The organism is Enterococcus alishanensis (assembly GCF_019218635.1).
GTDB lineage: Bacteria > Bacillota > Bacilli > Lactobacillales > Enterococcaceae > Enterococcus_A > Enterococcus_A alishanensis.
This window is the reverse complement of record NZ_JAHUZB010000002.1, coordinates 416,049-441,094: the sequence shown is the minus strand read 5'-3', so window position 1 is coordinate 441,094 and position 25,046 is coordinate 416,049. Positions and strand designations below refer to the sequence as shown.

The following is a 25,046-nucleotide window of genomic DNA, read 5'->3' as shown; positions in this document are numbered from 1 at the left end:
CAGATATTTTTTTATAATTGGTTAAATGTATTTACCACATTTTCAGTTGTGAAACCAAATTGTTCTAATACAAATGGTCCAGGTGCTGAGGCACCAAAATGATCAATCGTAATCGTTGTTCCTTCAGTCGTTGCATACCGTTCCCAACCAAAACTTGAACCAGCTTCAATTGCTACACGTTTTTTAACTGATTTAGGTAGAACAGATTCTTTATAAGCTGCATCTTGTGCTTCAAATAAATCAAAACTTGGTAATGATACGACAGAAACATCTTTGCCTTGTTCTTTCAGAACTTTTTGCGCTTCGATTGCTAAGCTTACTTCAGAACCAGTTGCAATTAAAATTCCTTCTGGTGTTTCACCAGATTGTTTAGACACGACATATCCACCGTGTTTCACGCCAGCATCAGTAATTTCTTTGCTATTTGGTAAGACTGGTAAGTTTTGACGGCTTAAAACTAAAAATGTTGGTTTATCATTTGTTTCGATAGCCACTCTCCAAGCTGCTGCTGTTTCGTTACCATCAGCTGGACGAATTACTTGAACATTTGGCATTGCACGCATACTAGCTAATTGTTCGATTGGTTCATGAGTCGGTCCATCTTCACCAACCGCTACTGAGTCATGTGTTAAGACATAAGTGACTGGTAAACCTTGAATCGCAGATAAACGAACCGCTGGACGAAGATAATCAACGAAAACAAAGAATGTTCCGCCATAAACTCTTGTCCCACCATGTAGATGAATACCGTTCATAGCTGCCGCCATTGCAAATTCACGAACACCAAACCAAATATTACGTCCTTCGTAAGAACCTGGTTGGAATTCTTTTTCATCTGCAATTGTTGTATTATTTGAACCAGATAAATCAGCAGATCCGCCCCAGAAAGTTGGTAAATTCTTAGCAATTCCTTGAATCACATCTTTACTAGATACGCGGCTCGCTTGACTTGAACCTTCTTCATAAACAGGAATAGCTTCATCCCAATTTTCAGGTAAAACATTGTTGAAAGCATCTTTAAATTGCTTTGCTAATTCAGAATGAACATTAGCATAATTAGCAAACATTTCATCCCAATCAGCTTCGGCTTTTGCACCTTTATCTTGAATATCTGCTTTAAAACGTGCAGCTACTTCTTCAGGCACTGTAAAATCAGGATATTCCCAACCATAGACTGCTTTCGCCACGTCAATACCTTCTGCTCCTAATGGTGCCCCATGAACTTTACTAGTTCCTTCATCTGGAGCGCCAAATCCAATAACTGTTTTAACTTCAATCAAAGTTGGTTTTTCAGTTTCAGCTTTTGCTTTTTCAATCGCTTTTGAAATGGCTTCTAAATCATTACCATCTTTTACTAAAATATGTTGCCAACCATAAGCTTCATAGCGAGCACCAACATTTTCGGTAAAAGCTTTATTGGTTGGACCATCTAATGAAATATCGTTTGAATCATATAAAGCAATTAATTTGCCAAGTTTCATATGACCAGCCATAGAACTAGCTTCTTGTGAGACACCTTCCATTAAATCACCATCACCAACAAGCGTGTAAGTATAATGATCCATCACTTTAAAACTGTCTCGGTTATAAGTAGCAGCTAGATGTGCTTCAGCCATTGCCATCCCAACAGCCATGGCAATTCCTTGGCCTAAAGGACCAGTTGTTGCTTCGACGCCATCAGTAAAATGGTATTCCGGATGCCCTGGTGTTTTACTTTCCCATTGACGGAAATTTTTCAAATCATCAATAGTAACATTAAATCCTGCTAAATGAAGCAAGCTATAAAGCATTGCTGAACCGTGTCCTGCAGATAAAATAAAACGGTCACGATTTGGCCAGTTTAATGAAGTTGCTGGATTGATGTTCAAATGTTTTGTCCATAATGCATAAGCCATAGGTGCAGCACCCATTGGTAAACCTGGATGACCTGAATTGGCTTTTTGAATTGCTTCAATACTTAATGTACGGATGGTGTTGACACCTAGTTGATCTGTTTTGTCGAACAAAAACTTTTCCTCCTTTTTGGTGCTAAATACTTTTATTATTACAAATTTCATTGTAACCGATTTAATACGGTTATTCAATATAGAAATACATGATTATTTTCTATTATGCAGTCCTTTTTCTTTTTGAATTTTCTTCAATTTATCAGGTGTAACATCTTTTCCATCAGGATCGACTACCTTCATCCCTTCAATATGATGTCTCATCCCACCACGAACAGATTGCAAATACTCTTCACGTAATTCCTTTTGTTCTTTTGTTTCTTCATCAGACAATCCACTTGTTTTTTTCTTTTTTGCTAACTCATTGATACGAGCAATTTTTTCTTCAGAAAGCATTTTATACACCTCACTTTGACTATATTATACATAAAAATTCAAAAAATAATAATTAGAATAGAAAAATAAATACGAACGCTTGTTTGATTTTTTATTCTATGCTAAACTTTGTTTATAGAAAGAGGTGTGATCATGGCAAAGAGAACCGAGACGAAACAATTAGAAGTTCTTCGTTTTATCCATGAACGGGTTGAATTCAAAGGTTACCCGCCAACCGTTCGTGAGATTGGAGAAGCGGTGAACTTATCATCGACTTCAACTGTTCACGGTCATTTAGCAAGACTTGAAAAAAAAGGCTGGATTCAACGAGATCCAACAAAGCCTAGAGCAATAGAATTAACGATCACGGGATTAGAAAAGATTGGTGCTGCACCAAAAGTCATACCAATGTTAGGCGTCGTTACAGCAGGCGAACCGATTCTCGCGGTAGAAGAAGCATCTGACTTTTTCCCTGTGCCGCCAGATTTATCAAGTGAAGATGGCAGTTTGTTTATGCTAACGATTCGAGGAGAAAGTATGATTAATGCTGGCATTTATGACGGTGACCATGTGATTGTACGTAAACAAGCTTCAGCTGTTAACGGAGAGATTGTCATTGCGATGACGGATGAAAACGAAGCAACTTGTAAAAGATTTTATCGGGAGACTGATCATTTTCGCTTACAACCAGAAAATGATACCATGGCACCTATTATTTTAGAAAATGTCTCTATTTTAGGAAAAGTCGTTGGCTTATATCGAAACCATATTTTTTAAGAATCAATTAATCGGTGGAACTCCGATTAATTTTTTTCTTTACAAATCGAACAAACATTCGTATAATAGAAATACGAACGTTTGTTCTATACATATTTTTAAGGAGTGAATCAAAAATGAAAGCTATTCGTCGTTTTGGACTAATTATTGCAGTTTTATTGTTAGGTTTATTGATTGGAAAATTGAGTCTTTTGGCTAACGTACTGTTCTTTTCGGGATTGTTTTTGACTTGGTTCATGCTTTGGGATGACAAGAGATACGCACAACGGCAAAAACGCCGCAAGATGGCACAAATGAATCCACATTATTATCCAGAAGATGAACCACGAGAAGATTACTACTACGTAAATCCTTATGATTATACCGATCATTTTCATAAATCAGCATAATAAAAAATCAGCCAAGGCTACATATAGCTTTGGCTGATTTTTTAATAATCCATCAATGTCAAAATTTCATAATTAGCAATTTTATCACGGCCATGTAAATCTTCTAACTCGATTAAAAATGCACAACCGACTACAATCCCACCAAGTTGTTCAATTAATTCGATCGTCGCCTTAACTGTCCCACCTGTCGCTAATAAGTCATCTGTCACTAGAACCCGTTGTCCTGGTTTGATCGCGTCACTGTGAAGAGTTAATGTGTCTGTTCCATATTCTTTATCGTATTCCACTTCGATTGTTTCTCTCGGAAGTTTACCAGGTTTACGAACAGGTGCAAAACCAACACCTAATTCATAAGCCACTGGGCAACCAACAATAAAACCACGTGCTTCTGGCCCAACGACCATGTCAATTTGCTTTTCTTTAGCATAATCAACAATTTGCTTAGTTGCTTCTCGGTAAGCATCTCCGTCTGCCATTAATGGTGAAATATCACGGAAAACAATTCCCTCTTTAGGATAGTCTTCAATACTTGCCACATAATCTTTCAAATTCATCTGTGTTTCCTCCTGCTTCATACTATAACCTATTTATTTACTTTAATTTTGCAGCCAATTTCTGATGCTTTGGATATCTTCTAATAATAAAAATTTTTCACTATTTATTTGACCTAATCGTTTCTGATAAGCTTGGCTTTCTTCAAATGAACGATTTTCCGGCTGCGAGACAGCTTCCAAAACACCGTTGTCTATTGTAACAAATTTCAACTCGGAAAACACGTGAATCATAAAGACTAGCAGATTCTCAGGAATTCTTAAGTAATTTGAAATGTTTTTTAACTTGTACCGCACATCTAATTTTTGTTGCTTTATGATAAATTTATATAAATCTTTGAATTGTTGCCGATCAGGCATGCCATTAATATAAGCTTGATCACGACTATAAAGATAGAGATAGACTTTTTGAAAGTTACCTAAGTGAACGATTTGTTTCAAAATAGCTAATTCATCTGGACAATCTAATACCACCAATTGCTGATAACTATCAATTTCAGCTGGTAACGCTTGGTCGAATGTGATTATCTGATCACCAAAAATTGGTTGAAAAACTTTTTTAGTCTTTGGTTGAAAAGCTAGGTATAACAGTTTATCTCCGTCAATTTTTTGTTGCCAAGTATGTTTGGCACGACGGTCAATTATTTGCAGACCTTCTGACTTAAAATCAATAAGTCGAAACTGAACTTTCTTCTGTCCATTCCATTCATTGATTTCTAATACGCCAACAAAGGAAAGATCATCTTGTTGTAATTCCTCTTGACTTTCACCAAAATTAAAACCAATAACGTCTACTTCTGACTCTTTGTCCACTAAGCTAAATTTTACATGCTGATGGTCGCCACCAATTAAACGAAAGCCACTCACTTTGCCCGTCTCAAGCATAAACTGTGGAGCAGGGTTATCAGTGCCAAAAGGGGCTAAAACTTTTAATTCATCGGTTAATTTTAAAGAGATATCCGATATAGATATTTTTTCATCGATTAACAAGCTATTGCTTTTTGATAAATCGATCTGATTATTTGAAATATATTGATTCATTTCTGCTTGTAAAGCAGGTATTTTTTCTACGGGCATGGTTAAACCGATAGCTGCTGCGTGACCGCCAAAATGAGTAAAGTATTCTCTCATCGTATTTAACATCGCGAATAAGTCTAAACTATCGACACTTCTACCAGAGCCTTTAGCATTTCCTTCATCATCAATAGCTAATACAATCGCTGGCTTTCCTGTTTGTTTTAAAATATTTCCGGCAACAATACCCAATACTCCAGGATTCCAGTTTTCTTTTGCTAGTAAATGGACTTGTGCTGTCTCATCAAGCATCGTTAAAGCTTCTGCAGTAATATCCTGAACAATTTTTTTTCGCTCATCATTTATTAAATTAAGTTTTTCAGCAAGCTCGTTGGCTAAATCCGGATCAAAAGTAGTCATTAAATCCACTGCTGGATTAGGATCTCCCAAACGTCCGATCGCATTTAAACGAGGCCCGATACTAAAACCAATACTCGTTTCATCAATCTTTTGATAATCTACACCGCTGACTTTTAGTAATTGAGTCAGTCCTAATCGTTGATTTTGCTTAATTACTTGTAAACCTAGTTTAACAATTGTACGATTTTCTCCAGTTAAGGAAACTAAGTCCGCAATCGTCCCTACACAAGCTAGATCAAGCAACTCTACTGGAACCTCTTCAAGTAAAGCCGTTGCTAGTTTAAAAGCCACACCTGCTCCCGATAATTCACCAAATGGATAATTACCACCTGGAAATCTTGGATGGATAATACAATAGGCTTCAGGAAGTTCTGGTGGCAATTCATGGTGGTCTGTCACAATCACATCAATGTTTTGTTGGTTGGCATAAGCAATCGCTTCATTCCCAGCAACTCCGTTATCCACCGTAATAATCAAACTAAATCCTTCGTCAATTTTTTCAGCAAATAATTCTTTATTTGGCCCATAACCATGAATAAAACGATTGGGTAAGACAAAACCGACTTCAGCACCTAATGTTTCTAATGCTTCCTTTAAAATCGATGTACTAGTTATTCCGTCTGCATCATAGTCGCCGTAAATCAAAATCGGCTCGCCTTCCATTATCGCAGTTTGAATACGCTCAACTGCTTTATCCATATCATGAAGTAAAAATGGATCATGTAAATCGCTGATATCGGTATTTTTCAATTCTTCAAAAGCAGCCATCGTATGTATATTTCTTTGCCATAATAATGTAATGAAATTTTCTGTATATCCGGCTTTTTCCATTTCATTTTTAAAATTTTCATCAACCGTTTCGACTGGCGGTATCTTCCATTGATAATTATTTTGTTTCACGCTTTCACATCCCAACTTTAATAGTATAGCATGGAATATTTTTGACAACAAAAAAGAGAACAAATTTTTGCTTATTTGTTCTCAGATTTGCTTTTAATCGTAATAATTTAAAGGTTCACTTTTGTTTTCTGTTTCTTGATTTCTTAATTGATTAATTTCAGCTTCTTTATCTTTTAACATACTTTCATAATTCGCAGTCAAAGTGGCTACTTCTTGTTCATGATCGGTTTTATAATCAGCGATAGCCTGATCAACTTTTTTATCATGATCAGTTTCAAAATCCTTTACTTGCTGTTCAAGTTGTTTAATCTGTTTTCTTTGTTGAAATAAATTCGCACTTGAAGTTAAGAAAACCACTAAGGCACCAATTAGTGCAGAGCCAATAATCACGATGATTAACGGACTTTTGAAACTAGAAAATCCGAAACTAACTGGTACATCTTGACTGTTCAACACGGCAAATAATACGATTAATAAAACTAGCAGAAAACCTACGATCACTTTCCATTGCTTTTTCATCCGCGTCACATCCTATTTTGTATTAAATAAACCGCCAGCCAAAAAATCACCAATTCTTGGGAATAATGTATAAAAGCGGCTAGCCACTTCCATCATATGGGGACGATTAATTTCACGAGTATTCGTACCTACCTTACTGATAATTATCTTGGCTATTTTCTCTGGCGTTAGGACAATCGCACCGATATTTTCTAAGTAATTCCCACTAGGATCCGCCTTACCAAAAAAATCTGTCTCAATTGGTCCGGGATTAATAGTGGTCACCTGAACATTGACCGGTTTCAACTCTAATCGTAAAGCATTAGAAAAACCTAACACCGCAAATTTAGTTGCCGAATAAATGGTCGATTTTGGAGTCGCCATTTTTGCAGCCATTGAAGCAACATTGAAAATATGACCGCTCTTTTCTGCGACCATCTGGATCGCTATTTTTTGTGTGAAATAAAGCATGCCTAAAACATTGACTTCAAACATATTTTTAGCCATATCTAAATCAAAATTTACAAAGTCCTCGAAATAACCGAAACCGGCATTATTTACTAATACATCCACGTTACCTACTTCGTCAGCAATTTTGGCTAATACATTTTCAACACTATGAGGATCGGCAATATCTAATTGAAAGGCATAAGCTGCTTTACCGCTTAAAGCCATACATTTTTCTTTTACTTGACCAATTAAATTGATTCGTCGCGCACAAGTCACAACAATCGCACCTTGTCTAGCAGCTTCATAGCAAATTTGCTCACCAAGACCAGCAGAAGAACCGGTCACAACCACTACTTTATCTGTTAAATCCATTCCAATTTCACTCCTTCAACGGTAAATTATACAAATCAAAATCTTTCGCTATTTTTGTATTTGGAAAATATTCTCGTGCTTCTGCCACTAGTTCTTGAGCATCTTTTGCCAAATAGCGTGCTGAAATATGAGTAAGAATCAATAATTTCACATTCGCTGCTTGAGCAATTTCAGCGGCTTGTTTCGTTGTAGAGTGGAAATACGCCCTGGCCATCTGACTCTCATCTTTTTTAAAAGTGGATTCATGAACCATAACATCACTATCTTTTGCTAGTTCAACTGACTGTTTTGTCACACGGGTATCACCAAAAATAGTTATAACACGACCTTTTTTCTTTTCACCAACAAACTCTTGGCCGTTCAAAACTCGACCATCAGGTAAAGTGACTTCTTTACCTGCTTTTAGTTTCCCGTACAAAGGTCCGGCTGGAATATTTAAAGCAGCTAGTTTTTCTACTTGAAGTGTACCTTCATGATCTGATTCGACAATTCGGTAGCCAAAGCTTTCAATCCCGTGGTCTAATTTCGCGCAAGAAACGGTAAATTGCTTATCTTGGAAAACAATTCCTTCTGCAATCTCAAAAAATTTCAGCTGATAAGAAAGCTTTGTCTTTGAAATTTGTAAGCTCGTCCGGACAAAAGTTTCTAATCCCTTAGGACCATAGATCTCAAGCGGTTCATCACCGCCTTGAAAAGAACGACTACTTAATAAACCAGGTAAACCAAAAATATGGTCACCATGCAGATGAGTAATAAATATTTTTTCAATTTTTCGCGGTTTTAAATTGGTCCGTAAAATTTGCATCTGCGTCCCTTCACCACAATCAAAAAGCCAGACTGCATTCCGTTCTTCTAATAATTTTAATGCTAGTGCACTAACATTTCGATGCTTTGCTGGAACACCAGCACCTGTTCCTAAAAATTCAAGTTCCATCTTATTCCTGTCTTTCTATCAAATAACACCATTTTAGAAGACTTTGTCAGCCAGTGCAAACTTATTTTTCTAGGTTTGAATGATTTTCTTTTTCTTTCGCCATATCTTGGGCTTTTTTAATGTCTTCTTCAACATCATCATAGTCTAAACGCGTAATTTCTCCGCCTAATTCATTCATAATTAATTGATTTAAAGGACGATTGTCATCTTCATCAGCAATTAGCAATAGCGCTGTTGAACCTTCAGAAACTTTATCGATTAAGAATGAAAATACGCCTTGTGCATTACGAACTTCTTTAACATCTTGTGTGCCACCGATTACACTTCCAGTAAACCAACCTAACAAAATGCCGATTGGCCCACCTAAAATACCAACTAGCATCCCAATTAAACCACCAGTGGCACTCTTATTATTACCAGTAAAATCTAAAAAGTCTTCGATCTCAAATTGGTGTTGTCCATCTTCACTATGACGAATAACAGCCATTTGATCACCTTTAACTTCTCTACTCATATGCATTTTTTTCACTTTTGAAAAAGCTTCATACGCTTGTGACGAAATTTCAAAATTCATAATAATTACTCGTTTTTCCATATAAAACACATCCTTTATGCTTTTGTCTAAGTGTATCAATTATTGTAGAAAATGAATACTTAAAAGGCCTTTTTGAAATAAAAATTCTGAAGATCTTAGCATTATTGCTTTTGATAATATCAATTTATCAATGATGACTACCCCACAGTTAACGGCTATGCCACGACCTGCTTATGATTTAGGTTTTCAAGCTTGTGAAGTTTTAAAGGGGGAAATTTCAAATGATAATTATAAAAAAAAAGCAACTGATTTAATTAACCAGATGCTCTCTTCGTATTTTTTAGTCTACAAATTCGAATTCGTAATTGTTAATTCTGACAATATCGCCATCTTTGGCACCGCGTTTTCTCAAAGCTTCATCAACGCCCATTGAACGTAGTTGACGGGCAAAACGCATCACTGTTTCATCATGATCAAAGTTGGTCATCTTGAATAATTTTTCCAGCTTATCGCCGCCTAATACCCAAGTTGCATCTGGTTCACGAGTAATTGTGAAGGCTGGTTCATCTGATTCATAACCATAATTAACCACATCTTCTTCAATTTCATCCTCATATAATGGAAATTCGGGTGTCACTTCTAATAAATCAGCAGTAGCGTTTAACAAATTTTCCAATCCTTGTTTAGTGAAGGCAGAAATTGCAAAAACCGGGATATCATCAGCAAATTCATCTTCTTTTTCTGCTTGTAATTTTTCTTTGAAGGTTTTTAAATTTTCTTCTGAATCTGGCATATCCATCTTATTGGCTACAATAATTTGTGGACGTTCTAGCAAACGTAAATTATGGCTAGACAATTCATGATTAATTGCCAAATAATCTTCGTATGGGTCACGGCCTTCTGAACCACTCATGTCGATAACATGTAAAATAACCCGCGTACGTTCAATATGACGTAAAAATTGCGTACCTAGACCTACACCTTGTGAAGCTCCTTCAATTAAACCTGGTAAATCTGCAGCAACGAAACTGCGGTGATCACTAGTGGTTACCATGCCTAAATTAGGCACTAAAGTAGTGAAATGATAAGCACCAATTTTTGGTCGGGCAGCAGAAATAACAGATAAAATAGTTGATTTACCAACTGATGGAAATCCTACTAAACCAACATCAGCTAATACTTTTAATTCCAATTCAATTTTACGCTCTTGTCCTGGTTCACCGTTTTCAGCTAATTCTGGTGCTGGATTTCTTGGAGAAGCAAAACGGGTATTTCCACGTCCGCCACGTCCACCTTTTGCTACTACCAATTCTTGTCCGTCTTCTATTAAATCACCAATTAAAACGCCTGTTTCAGCATCTCTTACAGTTGTACCTGGTGGGACACTAACATAGGTGTCTTCCGAACCGCGACCATGCATCCCTTTACTCATTCCCTTTTCTCCCGGTGTTGCTTTGAAATGACGATTGTACCGAAAATCCATTAAAGTACGTAAGCCTTCATCAACTTTTAAAATAACCGCTCCGCCATGTCCGCCATCGCCACCAGCAGGTCCACCATCTGGAACGTATTTTTCTCTACGAAAAGCAACCATTCCGTCTCCGCCTTTTCCAGCTTTGACATCGATTGTTACTTGATCTAAAAACATTGACATAATTATATTCTCCTATCTACTAAAGCCAAACTATCTACATCTTTTACATTTTAGCTAGATTATCAAGAAAAGTCCATGTTTAAGTGAACATCTTCTATACAATTCTCATTATTAAGGAAATAATTATAAAATTTTCAATTAGTTACAGAAAAATAATTCTGATAGGTGTTTTGTTTTGACAAAAAAAAGGATTCGTCGCAAAATAACCTCATAAGAAAGAGCACGTGATTGCTTTTTCTATATAAAGGAGGAACTTTTGGTTATGACAGTAAAAGTAGGTATTAATGGATTTGGACGTATTGGTCGTTTAGCTTTCCGTCGTATCAAAGAAGTATCAGATGATATCGAAGTAGTAGCAATCAATGACTTAACAAGCCCTACAATGTTGGCTCAATTATTACAATTTGATTCAACTCATGGCACTTATCCTGGAAATGTTAGCGCAACTGAAGATTCAATCGTAGTTGACGGAGAAAAAACACGCATTTACGCTGAACCTGATGCTAGCAAAATCCCTTGGGTAAAAGAAAATGGCGTTGATATCGTTTTAGAATGTACTGGTTTCTACACTTCTGAAGAAAAAGCACAAGCACATATTGATGCTGGTGCAAAACGTGTTGTTATTTCAGCTCCTGCTGGCGCAATGAAAACAATCGTTTATAATGTTAATGATGATACATTAACTTCTGACGATAAAATTATTTCAGCTGGTTCTTGTACAACTAACTGTTTAGCTCCTATGGCTTATTTCTTAAATAATGAATTTGGTGTTGAAGTTGGAACTATGACGACTGTTCATGCTTACACTTCTACTCAAATGTTATTAGACGGACCTGTCCGTGGTGGCAACTTACGTGCTGCACGTTCAGCTGCTGACAATACTATTCCTCATTCAACTGGTGCTGCTAAAGCAATTGGCTTAGTTATCCCAGAATTGAATGGTAAATTACAAGGACATGCACAACGTGTACCGGTTGTTGATGGTTCATTAACTGAATTAGTAACTGTATTAAAATCTAAAGTAACTGCTGATGAAGTTAACGAAGCAATCAAAAAACATACCGTTGATAATCCATCATTTGGTTATGACGATCGCGAAATCGTTTCAACTGATGTTATTGGTACAACTTTTGGTTCAATCTTTGACCCAACTCAAACAGAAGTTACAACTGCCGGCGACGTTCAATTAGTTAAAACAGTTGCTTGGTATGACAATGAATATGGCTTCACTTGCCAAATGATTCGTTTGTTAGAAAAATTTGCTAACCTTTAAGATTAGATTTAAGAGGAGATTTCGATCTCTTCTTTTTTTTCACATTTTTTTCATATCTACTTTGTGTTTTTTTTGTTATCATAAAATAGAGAAAATGTGAAAGGAGCTTTTTATGCAACTCAAAAAATTTATGATTGGTGCAGCTTTAGCCTGTTCTGCTCTGATTCTAACAGCTTGCAATAGCAATAATGAAACAGAAACTTCAGAAAGTTCAGCAAAAACAACTGAATCGAGTGTAGATCTAAGCAAAGTCGATTTACCTCAATTAGATGAAGGTGTAGCAGCCGATGAATATTTAGTTCAAATGGATACTTCTGAAGGAACCATTCAGATGAAACTATTTCCTAAACAAGCACCAAAAGCTGTTGAAAATTTTGTTACTCATGCAAAGGATGGCTATTATAATGGCACCACTTTCCATCGTGTCGTTGAAGATTTTATGATTCAGGGTGGCGATCCTAGTGGAGATGGCACTGGCGGTGAAAGTATCTGGGGTGAAGGATTTAAAACTGAAAATTCTGATCAGCTTTATAATATCCGTGGTGCTCTTGCGATGGCCCGTTCCCAATCTCGCAGTAGTAATGGTAGCCAATTCTTTATCGTTCAGAACAATAAAAATGTTTCTGACGGTTTAGCTATTCAATATTATCCTGAAAGGATTATTGAAGCTTATCAAAATGGTGGTGCACCAAACTTAGACGGTGAATATACTGTTTTTGGTCAAGTGACTGAAGGTATGGATGTCGTTGATAAAATTGCCGCAGCAGAAGTTACAACTAATACTGGTGGCGAAAACTCAAAACCAACTAATCCGGTAACCATCGATACAATTAGTATTTTACAAGAACCTAGTGATAGTAAAGCAACGGATTCTAGCAATTCAACTGAAGCAACGGAAAATTCCGAAACAACTACTACTTCATCAAATTAATTATTAAGTCAAGATCATTTGTTGATCTTGGCTTTTTCTATCTTTCGATAGCAAATTTAACTTTTGCTTTATAAGTTCTTAAGATATAAAAAAACTTCGTAATAGTATTTACGAAGTTTTGCAACGGTCTTATTTTTGTTCTTTATCTCCAACGATAAACGTAAATTCACATTCAGTAACTATTTTTTCTTCAACTGTTGCCCAAGCTTTAGCAGTGCCAACAGGTCCTTTAATCTTTTGAATATCAAAATTTAAGAATAAAGTGTCGCCTGGCCGAACGAATTCATGAAAAACTGCTTTATTAATCCCACCGATATAGGCTGTTTTCCCTTTAAATGCTTTAGATTCTAATATTAGTAAAGAACCTGCTTGAGCCAAAGCTTCTACAATCAATGTGCCGGGCATAATTGGTTGGTCCGGAAAATAACCTTGAAAAAAATCTTCATTCATCGTTAAATTCTTCTTAGCAGTGATATGTTTTTCATCTTCAAATTCAGTTACTGCATCTAAATAATAAATGGGAAAACGATTTGGAATCGCCGCCATAATCTCTTCAACGTTCATCAATTTGTTCATTTTTGCACCTCAATTTATTTATTTGATTATCAAACTATCATACTATTTCAAGTTTATCAAGCCTCCAAAAAATAAATAAAAAAATAGTTTGACAATCAAAGCATTTTAAAACATAATAGGCTCATACTTATTTTATATTATTTAGGAGTGTGCCAAAGAATGTCAATTTTATCTGAAAAAAAAATCGTTGTGACTGGCGTTGCTAACAAAAAAAGTATTGCTTGGGGATGTGCCAAAGCCATTTCTGATTTAGGCGGCCAAGTCATTTATACTTATCAAAATGATCGTATGAAAAAAAATCTTGTCAAATTAGTTGGCGAAGAAGCGATTATGGTAGAACTAGATGTCTCTGCTGATGAAAATATCGAAAAAGCATTTAATCAAATCAAAGAAACTGTAGGAACAATTGACGGATTACTGCATTCAATTGCTTTTGCTAATAAAGAAGAATTATCTGGAGATGTAACTGATATTAGTCGTGAAGGTTTTGCTTTGGCGCAAGATGTTTCAGCCTACTCTTTATTGGCGGTATCAAAATATGCAGCACCTTTGATGACTGAGGGCGGAAGTATTGTCACTATGACCTATATGGGCTCTGAGCGCTCTATTCCAAATTACAACATGATGGGTATTGCAAAAGCTGCATTAGAGGCTGAAGTTCGCTATTTAGCGACTGAAATGGCGCCTAAGAATATTCGGGTAAATGCCATCTCAGCTGGTGCGATTAAAACATTGGCAGTAACTGGGGTAAAGGATTATCAAAGTTTATTGAACCTATCTGAAGAACGAACACCGGACAAAGTTAGTGTAACAATCGAAGAAGTCGGTAACACTTGTGCTTTTCTTTTAAGTCCACTTGCAACTGGTATTATTGGTGATATTATTTATGTAGATAAAGGTGTTCATTTAAGTTAATTTGAACTATTATATTTTAGCAATTACTAAAGGACTATGACAAAAATTGTCATAGTCCTTTTCTTATTTTACTTCATATCTAAGTTGTCTAAATAATGTTGGCGTATTTCCTTCTTCATTGTCTTCAAATTGAACAAATTGAATTTTAGGCGAATAATCTGTTGAATGGGCCTCTGCGATATTTGTAATATCTAAATTATAAGGCTCTCCATTTTTTAATTTTTCAGATAGAATTAGTTGATTCGCTACATACACAAAAGTCACTTGATTTTCATCAATCCCTGTTGCTTCAAAGGTTAACTGATTTTCATCTGGATTAACTGATTCAGTCAATAGTTTAAAATCACCAGTCCCTGTACCATCACCTTGCGTTACATCATCCATCATTTCTTGAGTTTCTAAATCGACAGATTCATCAACCTGCTCATCATTTTTAGTAGAACAAGCTCCTAAAAATAGTGTAAGAGTAAATATTAAGGCAAGCAGTATTTTTCTCTTCTTCACATATTTCCCTCCTTTTTTAAAGTATATCAAAATTTTTAAATAAAAAAATACTCAGGAAATTCCTGAGTATAAAAAATTATTTTACTTTTTCAATCCAGCCTGCCGGAGCTTCTACGTCTCCATATTGGATTCCTACAAGTTCATCATAAAGTTTTTTAGTTACCGGTCCGACCTCTGTTTCGCTGTAAAAAACATGGAAGTTGTCTCCATTTTGGATTCCTGCAATTGGTGAAATTACCGCTGCTGTCCCACATGCGCCCGCTTCAACATAATCATCTAGTTTGTCGATGTAGACGTCCCCTTCAACTGCTTCCATACCAAAACGTTCTTCTGCTAATTGCAGTAAAGAATATTTGGTAATACTTGGTAAAATAGACGGTGAAGTTGGGGTAACAAATTGATTGTCTTTGCTAATTGCAAAAAAGTTTGCAGAACCAACTTCTTCGATTTTAGTATGAGTAGCAGGATCTAAATAGATACAATCAGAAAAATTACGATCATGTGCTTCTTGCCCTGGCAATAAACTTGAAGCGTAATTCCCACCCACTTTTGCTGCACCAGTACCATGGGGAGCCGCTCGATCGTATTCAGAAACGATAAAATTAGTTGGCGCCATTCCACCTTTAAAATAAGGTCCTACTGGCATACAGAAAATACTGAAAATATATTCCGGCGCAGGGTTCACACCAATATTTGGTCCAACACCAATCAGAAATGGACGTAAATATAAAGTCGCTCCAGTTCCATATGGTGGCACGTATTCTTCATTAGCTAAAACAACTTCCTTCAATGCATCAATAAATTTATCTTGAGGAACTTCCGGCATCATCATTCTTTCAGCACTTCTATTTAATCGTTTCGCATTTTGTTCTGGTCTAAATAAATTAATTCCGCCTTCTTTTGTACGGTATGCCTTCAACCCTTCAAAAGCTTCTTGACCATAATGTAAAGCTGTTGAACCTTCATTAATATGAATCATATTATCTTCAGTTAATTTTCCTTCGTCCCAGGCGCCATCTTTCCAATATGAAATATAGCGATAAGGAGTTTTAATGTAACTAAAGCCTAATTCTTCCCATTTGATATCCACCATTTTACCATCTCCTTTTAATTTATAGAAAGTCTACCATTTTCACATCAAAATGTCATGGTATTTTTAGAAATATTTGAAATTTTCAGATAAATTCTTTCAAGATTTTTCATCGACAGTATTTAGAAAACTTGTTAAACTGATGGGAGCATCTTTTAAAGACTATCATTGCACAAATAATTACCTTAATTTTAAAAAGGAGTTTTCATATGTTTTTTCTTAATACAACAGTGGATTCCAGCACGAATTTAGATGTTGTTGATCAAGCAACCAAAAAATTATCCGCTTGGCAAAGATACTGGGATTCAATCAATTGGGATGATATATTAGCGACTTTTATTCAAAAAAGTATTACTTTACTAATTGTTTTAGTATTATTTATCATCATTCGACGAGTTGGAAATTTTCTAATCAATCAGTCTTTTGAACGACAGCAACAAAAGATGACCGGCAGTATCACTAGATTAAAGACTATTCACACACTCTCTAGCAATGTGTTTTCCTACTTTTTATTGTTCTTTTTCTTGTACGCAGTATTAGATACAATTGGTATTCCAGTTGGCTCATTATTAGCGGGGGCTGGGATTGCCGGCGTTGCAATCGGACTGGGCGCCCAAGGATTTATGAATGATATTATTACCGGATTTTTTATTATCTTAGAACAACAGATTGATGTTGGCGACTATATTCGGTTGGTTAATTTACAACTTGAAGGAACTGTTACCTCAGTGGGTATTCGGACTATTCAAATGAAGTCGACAGATGGTACGGTTCATTTTATCCCCAACCGTAATATTACCACTATTAGTAATTTATCAAGAGCTCATATGCAAGTACTGCTAGATATTCGAATTAATCCTAATGAAGGTTACGATGCTATCAGCCAGTTAATCATGCAGGTTAACACAGAGTTAAGTGAAAAATTTAAATCAGAAATTTTTGATGGTCCTACATTGTTTGGCATGGTGGATTTAGGAAATAGCAATTATGCAATCCGAACGGTTATGTATGTAGAAAATGGTAAACAATACCATCTGAAGGAAGAATTTTTAACTGCTTACGTAAACACACTCAACCAACACGGATTTACAATTCCTAATAATCCGATTGTCGTAAATTAAACGAGCTTCAAAAACAGTGGGAAGTTTCCGCTGTTTTTTTCGTGAAATAAAAAAAATATCGGTAAGAGATCCGCGGATTTCTTACCGATATAAATTATTTTTTATGAAGCATAGCGCTTGCTGATCATTTTTAACGGTAATGCATTGCTAAAAAAGAAAATTAACCCAGTTTGTAAAGGAAGCATAACCGCAGCCTTAGTCAAGCGAATTGTCCATAAGGCTTTGTCCGTAAAAGGAATACCATACATAATTGACAACCATAGTGGTGTTAAAAATAAGCTAATGATTATTGTATTCAGTAACACACAGAAAAATGCATTTTTTATAGTTACTTTTTTCTTATAGAAAAAATAACCATAAATCAAGCCACCAATAAAAGCATTCAAAGTGAAGCCGATGAAAAATGGCGCTTTTCCTAACATTGTATTGCCGATTATATCAGCAATGGCAGCTCCAACCCCTGTCCATAAAGGACCAAAAAGGCTAGCTAATACTACCTCTGGTACAAAATCAAAGGTAACTTTTAGTAGCTGCGTTTCAAATCCAAAAATTTGGGATAAAACAACCATTAAGGCGATTAATAATCCCATTGTAGCAATTGCGTGAGCGTTTAATTTTTTCACGATGAGCATCTCCTTTAGAGCTGCTACACAAAAAAGCATGCAGCGAATGCGAAGACAAAACCGCGAATCGCCATTCTTCGTTCCTGAAGCAACATTCCATCTTCAAGACACTTAACGCTTTGTCTTCTACTCTGTTTATTTTTTATCAATGCTGATTATAACTTAAATAATAAAAACCGGAAACAAAAATTCCTCCTCCAACAATATTTCCTAAAAAAACTGGGATAAAATTACTGATAAAAGCTACCTAGGTACTGCCACCCTCAAAAATGGCTGCTGGAATTATAAAAGCATTAGCCACACTATGTTGAAAACCAATCGCTACAAAAATCATTACAGGAAACCAAATACCTATAATCTTCCCCGCACTATCTTTGGCACCATAGCATAACCATAAAGCTAACCCTACAAACCAATTACAGCCTATCCCAGAAACAAAAGCTTGAAAAAAAGTTGCTTCTACTTTGTGATGAGCAATATTGATTACTTGTTCTTGAAAAACACCGCTATGGGTTAATCCAACAAAATGACCAAAAAAATATGCAACAAAAATTGCACCCACTAGATTAGCAAATGTAATTGTTAAAATATTTTTTATATAATCACCAAAAACGATTTTTTTTGCAAAGTAGGCACTACTAACGGCCATCATATTTCCAGTGACTAATTCTCCACCCGCCAATAAAATGACAATCAAGCCAATCGGAAAGACACACGCACCTACTAAACTAGCAATGCTAGGTAAATCCGTTGCAATAGAAGCTGAAACTCGAATATAAGCCAGATAACCTAAGGAAATCATGGCACCTCCGATAAAACCTAAAATAAGTTTAGTTAATAATGGTTTTTGAATTTTTGAATTCCAACGAGAATACTTTGCTGTAAAATTTTAGTTGGACTAAACATTGATTCAACTCCTTGAAGAAAATCTTTTTAAACAATGTTTAATTCTTCAAAATGACTCAGTATTTTAATATCCTGAGAGACACTCACGAAGGCTTTCTGATCTACTTCTTTCATGATACGATTAAGAATTTCCATTTCATAGAAAGTTATAACAGTAATTAAAATCGTCTGTTCTTGATGGTCGTAAGCACCATAGCCTTGAGGAATAACCGTAATCCCTCTAGTTAAATCTTCTTGTAAGGCGGCGATGACTTCTGCTGGCTTTTGCGTGATCACCATCACTTGAACTTTTTGATGTTTCACATAAACTAAATCAGTTACTTTTCCACTGACAAAAATTGCTAAGAGACTGTAAAAAGCATACGGCCAACTGAATAAGTATCCAGCTGTCAATATAATCACACCATTAATCATCATTGAAATAGCGCCAATACTTCGACCTGTATGTTGTCTTAAAGTAATAATGAGAGCATCCATTCCACCTGTTGAAATACCATATTTCAAGGCCAATCCCAAAGAAAACCCATTAATAACACCACCAAAAATTGCACAAATAATCGGATCATTCGTCAAACTTATATTTGGCACAATGTACATTGCAAAAGAAGCAAATGTTACAGAAATAACTGTAAAAACGACAAATTTTTTATTGATTTTAAACCATGCTAAAATGAACATTGGTACATTTAATAAATAATAAATGATTGAAATTGGTATGTTTGCACCGCTACCGCGATCAAAAAGAGTCGTCAAAATTTGTGAAATCCCAGTAATTCCACCTGCATAAATTTGACCAGGTTGCCAAAAGAAGTTTAAAGCAATTGAATACAAAAAAGCGTAAATTAGGGCAATTGTTAGTTTAGTAACTGTATCTTGCCAAAATTCCTTTTGTTTCCCTTTTAGCATAAAGTGCCCCTTCCATATTTATGAACTTGCTAAAACAAGATGAACAAGCAAAAGCAACAATAAGAAGTCACTTTTTACTTGTTCCATGATCTATTAATCTTCAAACTGAATGTCTAAATCAATCTTTGATTCAACAGCAGCTAATAAACTGCCATCTACTAATACGTTTGTTGCTATGTTTAGTTCATCATAAATTTCAATATCTTTATCATTTTCAATGAAATCCACGGATTCACGGAAAGTATCATAAGCCACTTGAGTCCCTTTACCGAGATTTTTTTGTGCTTGACGAATATCAATCGCTTGGCAAGCAGCCATAATTTCGGTAGCAACCACGCGACGAGAATTTTGTGAAATTTCTGCCGCCGTTCTAGCTGCTGTGGTCCCCATGCTGACAAAATCTTCTTGATTTTCACACGATGGAATCGAATCAACACTAGCAGGGTGAGCTAGAATTTTATTTTCAGAGACCAATGATGCACATGCGTATTGAGTAATCATGAAGCCAGAATTCAAACCAGGATGTTTCACTAAGAAAGACGGCAATTTGCTTAGCTGTCTATTAACTAATCTCTCTAACCGGCGTTCAGAAACATTACCAATTTCAGCAATCGCAATCCCTAAGAAATCAAACGGCTGAGCCATTGGTTCACCATGGAAATTCCCACCAGAAATAACTTTTCCGTCTCTTGTGATGATTGGGTTATCTGTGACTGAGTTGATTTCGATTTCAACTTTTCTTTTCACATAAGCGATTGAATCTTTACTTGCACCATGAATTTGCGGCATACAGCGCAATGTGTACGCATCTTGAACATTATCTGGAGTTGCTTCTGTTGTATAGACACTGCCTTCAATTAATCGACGAATATTTCTAGCTGTTGCTAATTGACCGCTTTGTGGTCTAATAGTGTGTAATTCTTCTTCGAATGGACTGGAAATACCGCGATGAACTTCTAAAGACAACGCCCCAGCAATATCTGCTAATTTCAATAATTCAATAGCATCATAGGTAGCCAAAGCTCCTACTGCGGTTAAAACAGTGGTTCCATTAATAAAAGCCAAACCTTCTTTAGCACTTAACTGAATAATTTCTAAACCAGCTTTTTCCATTGCTTCTCTACCAGGTAATAATTCCCCTTGGTAATAAGCTTTACCCAAACCTAATAATGGCATGACCATATGAGCTAATGGAGCTAAATCTCCGGAAGCTCCTAACGATCCTTTTTCAGGAATATGTGGATGTACCCCATTATTTAACATTTCCATTAATGCTTTTACGGTGCCTAAACGGATTCCAGAATAACCTTTGACTAAAGAGTTCACTCTGATTAACATGATGGCCCGCACAACATCTACCGGAAATGGATCGCCAAATCCAGAAGCATGTGTTCGGATCAAATTTTCTTGTAACTGAGCGGTATCCTCTTGAGAAATACTGACATTACACAATGAACCAAAGCCAGTATTTATTCCATAAACTACTCGTTTTTCGGCAACGATGTCATCCACTATTTTTCGAGAACGATTAACAGCTTCTTCAGCACTTTCAGCAATTATTACTTTGATATTATTTCTTGCAACAGCGATAACTTCTTCTAAAGTTAAATGATCACCATCTAGTACAATTATTTTTTCCTCTCTCATGTCCAAATCCTCCAATTTTAGATGCCATGACTTATACAAAAATCGTTTTATTAAATAATTGTTGAATTTTATCTTTGTTTTAAATTTTATTGCACTACATTTGGTTTACGATTAATTATAAAATACAAAATACTAGCCACGATTACCCCTACAAGTCCAGCAATCAAGTTTACTGGATTAGCAGCCGCAACCATCCAAATGCTAACAATAATTGAAATAATTGGAATTACCGATCCAAATGGCAGATTAAAGACTGGTTTCGTATCCATACCTTTACGACGTAACCAAATAACGGCTAACGCTGTCGGAATGTATTGAAAGAATCGAAATACCACACTCAGCTCAGCTAATTGTTCAAATGAACCACTCATTAAGAAAGCAATCGTAATGATCCCTGAAACAATAATAGCTACAATTGGCGCACCTTTTGCATTCTTTTTAGCGATAACCTTGGGTAACAATCCTTCATCGGAAATCGAAGCACCATAGCGAGGAATCATTAAAGAATCTCCCATGTTCAATCCAGCAATTGAAACCAAAGCACCAATGGAAATAATCCATTTGCCAGCGGGTCCAATCATTTGTACAAAAGCATCTTGTACTGGTGCATTACTTTGTAAAATTCCAGTGCCTAACATTGCGATTGTACCAGCAATGATTAAAAAATATAAAGTCGACACAATACTTATTGAGCTTAAAATTGCTTTAGGGACATTTTTTTTCGCATTCCGCATTTCACCCGCAACAATTGGTAAGGCTTCAAAACCAATAAAAGCATAAAAAACAGTCAGTGAAGTTGATGCCATTGCTTGAGAAATTGTCATGTCAGGATTTAGTTGTAAAAATGGCGTGAAATTTCCCATGTTGATTCCGTTTTTAATAAAGAATATACTCATTAAAGCAAATGCAATGACTGGAATCAATTTTGCAATCGTAATGACAATTGTAAAAATTTTCGACGTTTTAATACCCATACTGTTAATGACCGATAATAAAATTACCAATAAAACGCTAATCCAAGTGTTATAGCCAGTTAAATTAGGAAAAGCTTGTATTAACAATTCGGCAAAACCAGAAGCCATCGCAGCCCAGGAAATAATTGTTACAAACCAACCTAAAATCCCTACATTAAATCCTACAAAATCACCAAAAGCGGTTTTAGCATATTGAAATGCACCACCATTTTTGTTGAAATATCCCGATACTTCAGCAAAGCATACAGCCAGCATCACGACTAAAATAACATCGACTAACATTGCAACTAAAGAGGCAGGTCCTAAATCCTGATAAATAGTACGAGGCAATAAAAAAATTCCAGAACCAATTACAGCATTTATCCCATAAAGAGTTGCTCCACTAAGACTAAATTTAGCTTTTTCACCTTCAGCGACAAGTTTTTCAGGGTTTTTAATGCCTGGAATCTGTTCTTCATTGTTTTCCATATTTTGTACTCCTCTTACTTAAAACGCTTTCAAACCTTTGTTATAAGCTACAACTTGCATTGACTAGACTTACTCTTTTCTCTTCTCCTAAAATTGACAACTCAACTGGTCGTTTAACTTCTGTTAGTCGTAAGCTATCTGATTTTGACACAAAATACTCAATATTATTAATCACAATTTTACAATCTTCAATGCAATACAAAAGACTTTCTGCTTTTGGTAAAAGGTAGGTTTCATTTGTTACTAAGGGTTTCATTAATCCTCTCATCGAATCACGATAGATTAAATTGAAATCTATACACTGACCAAAACTTTTCGTTGATACGGATCCGTTAAAGGCAAAAACTTGAAAAGGATCAAGCCTCACCTCATTATTCTCTTGTTCAAGTTTTACTTTCCCAGCTAATAACATCAATAATCTTTTATAACCAGGTAATGATGTAAATGTACTAGTCTCGGTTTCAATCGTGGCACTTGATATTCGATAGTCAAATTCATCTAATAGGTATTGTCCATTTTCTGGAGATAAGACGATTTCAGTCGTTTGACCGCTGCTCCAAAGTGAAATATGATACTTATTTTCCTTTAAATAGGTAATATTCATATTAGAATAACCCAGAGATATTACCTTCACTATCAACATCAATTCTTTCTGCTGCAGGTGATTTCGGTAATCCTGGCATTGTCATAACAGCCCCAGTTAAAGCCACAATAAAACCAGCTCCCGCCGAAACTCTCAAGTTTCGAATTTTGACAGTAAAGTCAGTGGGTGCACCTAATAAAGTCGCATCATCAGAGAATGAGTATTGTGTCTTAGCCATGCAAATTGGATATTCCCCAAAACCTAATTTCTCTAATTCTGCTAATTCTTTTCGAGCTACTGGCGCTAGTTCGACACCTTTACCACCGTAAACTTTTTGAACAATTTTAGTTAATTTTTCTTCAATTGAATCAGTTCCTTCATAAACAAAACTGAAATTACTTTGTCTTTCAGTTAATTCAATGACTTTATTCGCAAGATCAACACCGCCTGCACCACCATTTGCCCATACATCTGAAAGAGCGACATCAACATTTCTTTGCTGACAAGCTTTTTTCACAGCTTCTAATTCTGCTTCAGTATCAGTTGGAAATTTATTGATAGCAACAACAACGGGCATTCCATAAACTTCTTGAATATTACTAAGATGTTTTTCTAAATTTGGTAATCCTTTAATAACCGCATCAACACTTTCATTCGCTAAATCTGCTTTTTTCATTCCACCATGCATTTTCAAAGCACGAATGGTCGCTACCAAAACTACCGCATCAGGACTCAAATTAGCTAAACGACATTTAATATCAACAAATTTTTCAGCACCTAAATCAGCCCCAAAACCAGCTTCAGTAACTGCGTAATCAGCATATTTTAAAGCTAATTTTGTTGCTAAAACACTATTACAGCCGTGAGCAATATTGGCAAATGGCCCACCATGAATAAAAGCAGGTGAATGCTCTAAAGTTTGGACAATATTTGGTTGAATAGCTTCTTTTAATAAAGCGGTCATTACCCCTTCAGCTTTTAAATCTTTGGCAGTCACAGGCTTACCTTCAAAAGAGTAGCCAATAATAATTTGACTTAGTTTTTCTTTCAAATCAGTAATATTATTAGCCAAACATAAAACTGCCATAATTTCTGAAGCCACTGTGATGTCAAAGCCGTCTTCTCTTGGTACTCCATTAACACGTCCCTGCAGACCATCGACAACATGTCGTAATTGACGATCGTTCATGTCCACCACACGTTTCCAGGTAATTCGACGACTATCAATCCCCAAAGCATTTCCTTGATGAATATGATTGTCTAACATGGCAGCTAACAAATTATTTGCTGCACCGATCGCATGGAAATCGCCGGTAAAATGTAAGTTGATATCTTCCATTGGGACAACCTGGGCATAGCCACCGCCAGCGGCGCCTCCTTTAACACCGAAAACGGGTCCTAAAGAAGGTTCTCGTAAAGCAATAGCCGCTTTTTTGTCTATTTTTGAAAGTGCATCTACTAAACCAACTGAAGTTGTCGTTTTTCCTTCACCAGCAGGCGTTGGCGTAATCGCCGTAACTAAAATTAATTTGCCTCTATTGGTATCTTCTAAATCATTTAGTTTACTAACATTTATTTTAGCTTTGTAATTTCCATATAATGAAAGACTGTCCTCAGGAATACCTAATTTATTTGCTACTTCTTTAATCGGTAGCATCTCTACTTGATTTGCAATTTCGATATCTGATAAAATCGTCATTTTACTCAATCCTTC

Annotated in this window: 25 protein-coding genes, 1 pseudogene and 1 riboswitch; of the genes and pseudogenes, 7 read left to right on the top strand and 19 right to left on the bottom strand. The window is 35.9% G+C overall.

All coding sequences use genetic code 11. The annotated features are described in order from the left end of the window. Positions 1-11: 11 nt before the first annotated feature. Both tkt and KUA55_RS05730 read right to left on the bottom strand, forming a co-directional pair. Positions 12-2,006 carry a transketolase gene (gene tkt, locus KUA55_RS05735; protein WP_218325224.1) on the bottom strand — a complete coding sequence of 665 codons (1,995 nt, stop codon included), beginning with the start codon at positions 2,004-2,006 and terminating at the stop codon, positions 12-14. Between the two features lie 93 nt (positions 2,007-2,099). Then, a complete protein-coding gene (locus KUA55_RS05730) occupies positions 2,100-2,342 on the bottom strand; it encodes a DUF896 family protein (protein WP_218325223.1) in 243 nt (80 codons plus the stop codon). Positions 2,343-2,474: 132 nt separating this feature from the next. On the opposite strand from KUA55_RS05730, the gene lexA reads away from it, so the two are divergent. Beyond that, positions 2,475-3,098, top strand: a complete 624-nt coding sequence (gene lexA, locus KUA55_RS05725) for a transcriptional repressor LexA (RefSeq protein WP_218325222.1) — start codon at positions 2,475-2,477, stop codon at positions 3,096-3,098. A gap of 116 nt (positions 3,099-3,214) precedes the next feature. Beyond that, positions 3,215-3,487: a hypothetical protein gene (locus KUA55_RS05720; RefSeq protein ID WP_218325221.1), complete on the top strand. Its 273-nt coding sequence runs from the start codon at positions 3,215-3,217 to the stop codon at positions 3,485-3,487. Between the two features lie 41 nt (positions 3,488-3,528). On the opposite strand, the gene KUA55_RS05715 is transcribed toward KUA55_RS05720, so the two are convergent. The 6 genes from KUA55_RS05715 to KUA55_RS05690 form a co-directional block, all read right to left on the bottom strand. Next, positions 3,529-4,041, bottom strand: coding sequence for an adenine phosphoribosyltransferase (locus tag KUA55_RS05715; RefSeq protein ID WP_218325220.1), 513 nt, complete (start codon positions 4,039-4,041; stop codon positions 3,529-3,531). Between the two features lie 42 nt (positions 4,042-4,083). Beyond that, positions 4,084-6,372 carry a single-stranded-DNA-specific exonuclease RecJ gene (gene recJ / locus KUA55_RS05710; RefSeq protein ID WP_218325219.1) on the bottom strand — a complete coding sequence of 763 codons (2,289 nt, stop codon included), beginning with the start codon at positions 6,370-6,372 and terminating at the stop codon, positions 4,084-4,086. Between the two features lie 93 nt (positions 6,373-6,465). Further along, the gene (locus KUA55_RS05705; RefSeq protein WP_218325218.1) at positions 6,466-6,891 is read right to left on the bottom strand and encodes a LapA family protein; all 426 of its coding nucleotides are present in this window, start codon (positions 6,889-6,891) and stop codon (positions 6,466-6,468) included. Between the two features lie 12 nt (positions 6,892-6,903). Beyond that, a complete protein-coding gene (locus KUA55_RS05700) occupies positions 6,904-7,692 on the bottom strand; it encodes an SDR family NAD(P)-dependent oxidoreductase (protein ID WP_218325217.1) in 789 nt (262 codons plus the stop codon). Positions 7,693-7,699: 7 nt separating this feature from the next. After that, positions 7,700-8,626 carry a ribonuclease Z gene (gene rnz / locus KUA55_RS05695; protein WP_218325216.1) on the bottom strand — a complete coding sequence of 309 codons (927 nt, stop codon included), beginning with the start codon at positions 8,624-8,626 and terminating at the stop codon, positions 7,700-7,702. A 61-nt stretch (positions 8,627-8,687) separates the two neighbouring features. Continuing rightward, positions 8,688-9,221 carry a DUF456 domain-containing protein gene (locus KUA55_RS05690; protein WP_218325215.1) on the bottom strand — a complete coding sequence of 178 codons (534 nt, stop codon included), beginning with the start codon at positions 9,219-9,221 and terminating at the stop codon, positions 8,688-8,690. Positions 9,222-9,321: 100 nt separating this feature from the next. Here KUA55_RS05690 and KUA55_RS18700 point away from each other — a divergent pair, with 100 nt between their 5' ends. Continuing rightward, positions 9,322-9,594: a hypothetical protein gene (locus KUA55_RS18700; protein WP_425514602.1), complete on the top strand. Its 273-nt coding sequence runs from the start codon at positions 9,322-9,324 to the stop codon at positions 9,592-9,594. Here the strand turns inward: KUA55_RS18700 and obgE are convergent. Then, positions 9,502-10,815: a GTPase ObgE gene (obgE, locus tag KUA55_RS05680; protein WP_281419008.1), complete on the bottom strand. Its 1,314-nt coding sequence runs from the start codon at positions 10,813-10,815 to the stop codon at positions 9,502-9,504. The two genes, KUA55_RS18700 and obgE, sit on opposite strands and share 93 nt — an antisense overlap. Positions 10,816-11,077: 262 nt before the next feature. Here obgE and gap point away from each other — a divergent pair, with 262 nt between their 5' ends. Both gap and KUA55_RS05670 read left to right on the top strand, forming a co-directional pair. Then, positions 11,078-12,088: a type I glyceraldehyde-3-phosphate dehydrogenase gene (gap, locus tag KUA55_RS05675; RefSeq protein ID WP_218325214.1), complete on the top strand. Its 1,011-nt coding sequence runs from the start codon at positions 11,078-11,080 to the stop codon at positions 12,086-12,088. Positions 12,089-12,200: 112 nt separating this feature from the next. Next, positions 12,201-13,019, top strand: coding sequence for a peptidylprolyl isomerase (locus KUA55_RS05670; protein ID WP_218325213.1), 819 nt, complete (start codon positions 12,201-12,203; stop codon positions 13,017-13,019). A gap of 129 nt (positions 13,020-13,148) precedes the next feature. Here the strand turns inward: KUA55_RS05670 and fabZ are convergent, their stop codons facing one another. Next, positions 13,149-13,595, bottom strand: coding sequence for a 3-hydroxyacyl-ACP dehydratase FabZ (gene fabZ / locus KUA55_RS05665; protein ID WP_218325212.1), 447 nt, complete (start codon positions 13,593-13,595; stop codon positions 13,149-13,151). Positions 13,596-13,754: 159 nt separating this feature from the next. Here fabZ and fabI point away from each other — a divergent pair, with 159 nt between their 5' ends. Continuing rightward, positions 13,755-14,510 carry an enoyl-ACP reductase FabI gene (gene fabI, locus KUA55_RS05660; protein WP_218325211.1) on the top strand — a complete coding sequence of 252 codons (756 nt, stop codon included), beginning with the start codon at positions 13,755-13,757 and terminating at the stop codon, positions 14,508-14,510. A gap of 63 nt (positions 14,511-14,573) precedes the next feature. Here fabI and KUA55_RS05655 read toward each other — a convergent pair whose 3' ends face one another. Together KUA55_RS05655 and KUA55_RS05650 are read right to left on the bottom strand one after the other, a co-directional pair. Continuing rightward, entirely contained in the window at positions 14,574-15,014 is a 441-nt protein-coding gene (locus tag KUA55_RS05655; RefSeq protein ID WP_218325210.1) for a hypothetical protein, read from the bottom strand. A 76-nt stretch (positions 15,015-15,090) separates the two neighbouring features. After that, the gene (locus KUA55_RS05650; protein ID WP_218325209.1) at positions 15,091-16,107 is read right to left on the bottom strand and encodes a branched-chain amino acid aminotransferase; all 1,017 of its coding nucleotides are present in this window, start codon (positions 16,105-16,107) and stop codon (positions 15,091-15,093) included. Between the two features lie 206 nt (positions 16,108-16,313). On the opposite strand from KUA55_RS05650, the gene KUA55_RS05645 reads away from it, so the two are divergent. Next, a complete protein-coding gene (locus tag KUA55_RS05645) occupies positions 16,314-17,225 on the top strand; it encodes a mechanosensitive ion channel family protein (protein WP_218325208.1) in 912 nt (303 codons plus the stop codon). A gap of 101 nt (positions 17,226-17,326) precedes the next feature. On the opposite strand, the gene KUA55_RS05640 is transcribed toward KUA55_RS05645, so the two are convergent. The 7 genes and pseudogenes from KUA55_RS05640 to KUA55_RS05610 form a co-directional block, all read right to left on the bottom strand. Beyond that, positions 17,327-17,857 carry a folate family ECF transporter S component gene (locus tag KUA55_RS05640; protein WP_218325207.1) on the bottom strand — a complete coding sequence of 177 codons (531 nt, stop codon included), beginning with the start codon at positions 17,855-17,857 and terminating at the stop codon, positions 17,327-17,329. A 29-nt stretch (positions 17,858-17,886) separates the two neighbouring features. After that, a riboswitch (THF riboswitch) is annotated at positions 17,887-17,984 on the bottom strand. A 9-nt stretch (positions 17,985-17,993) separates the two neighbouring features. Then, a pseudogene (locus tag KUA55_RS05635) lies at positions 17,994-18,754 on the bottom strand (formate/nitrite transporter family protein). 27 nt (positions 18,755-18,781) lie between these two features. Further along, positions 18,782-19,660 (bottom strand): YitT family protein, encoded by an 879-nt coding sequence (locus KUA55_RS05630; RefSeq protein ID WP_218325206.1) that lies wholly within the window; start codon positions 19,658-19,660, stop codon positions 18,782-18,784. 93 nt (positions 19,661-19,753) lie between these two features. Then, positions 19,754-21,307, bottom strand: a complete 1,554-nt coding sequence (gene hutH, locus KUA55_RS05625; protein WP_218325205.1) for a histidine ammonia-lyase — start codon at positions 21,305-21,307, stop codon at positions 19,754-19,756. Between the two features lie 86 nt (positions 21,308-21,393). Continuing rightward, positions 21,394-22,749: an APC family permease gene (locus KUA55_RS05620; protein WP_218325204.1), complete on the bottom strand. Its 1,356-nt coding sequence runs from the start codon at positions 22,747-22,749 to the stop codon at positions 21,394-21,396. 40 nt (positions 22,750-22,789) lie between these two features. Then, positions 22,790-23,353 carry a HutD family protein gene (locus tag KUA55_RS05615; protein ID WP_218325203.1) on the bottom strand — a complete coding sequence of 188 codons (564 nt, stop codon included), beginning with the start codon at positions 23,351-23,353 and terminating at the stop codon, positions 22,790-22,792. A 1-nt stretch (position 23,354) separates the two neighbouring features. Beyond that, positions 23,355-25,031: a formate--tetrahydrofolate ligase gene (locus tag KUA55_RS05610; protein WP_218325202.1), complete on the bottom strand. Its 1,677-nt coding sequence runs from the start codon at positions 25,029-25,031 to the stop codon at positions 23,355-23,357. Positions 25,032-25,046: the final 15 nt, after the last annotated feature.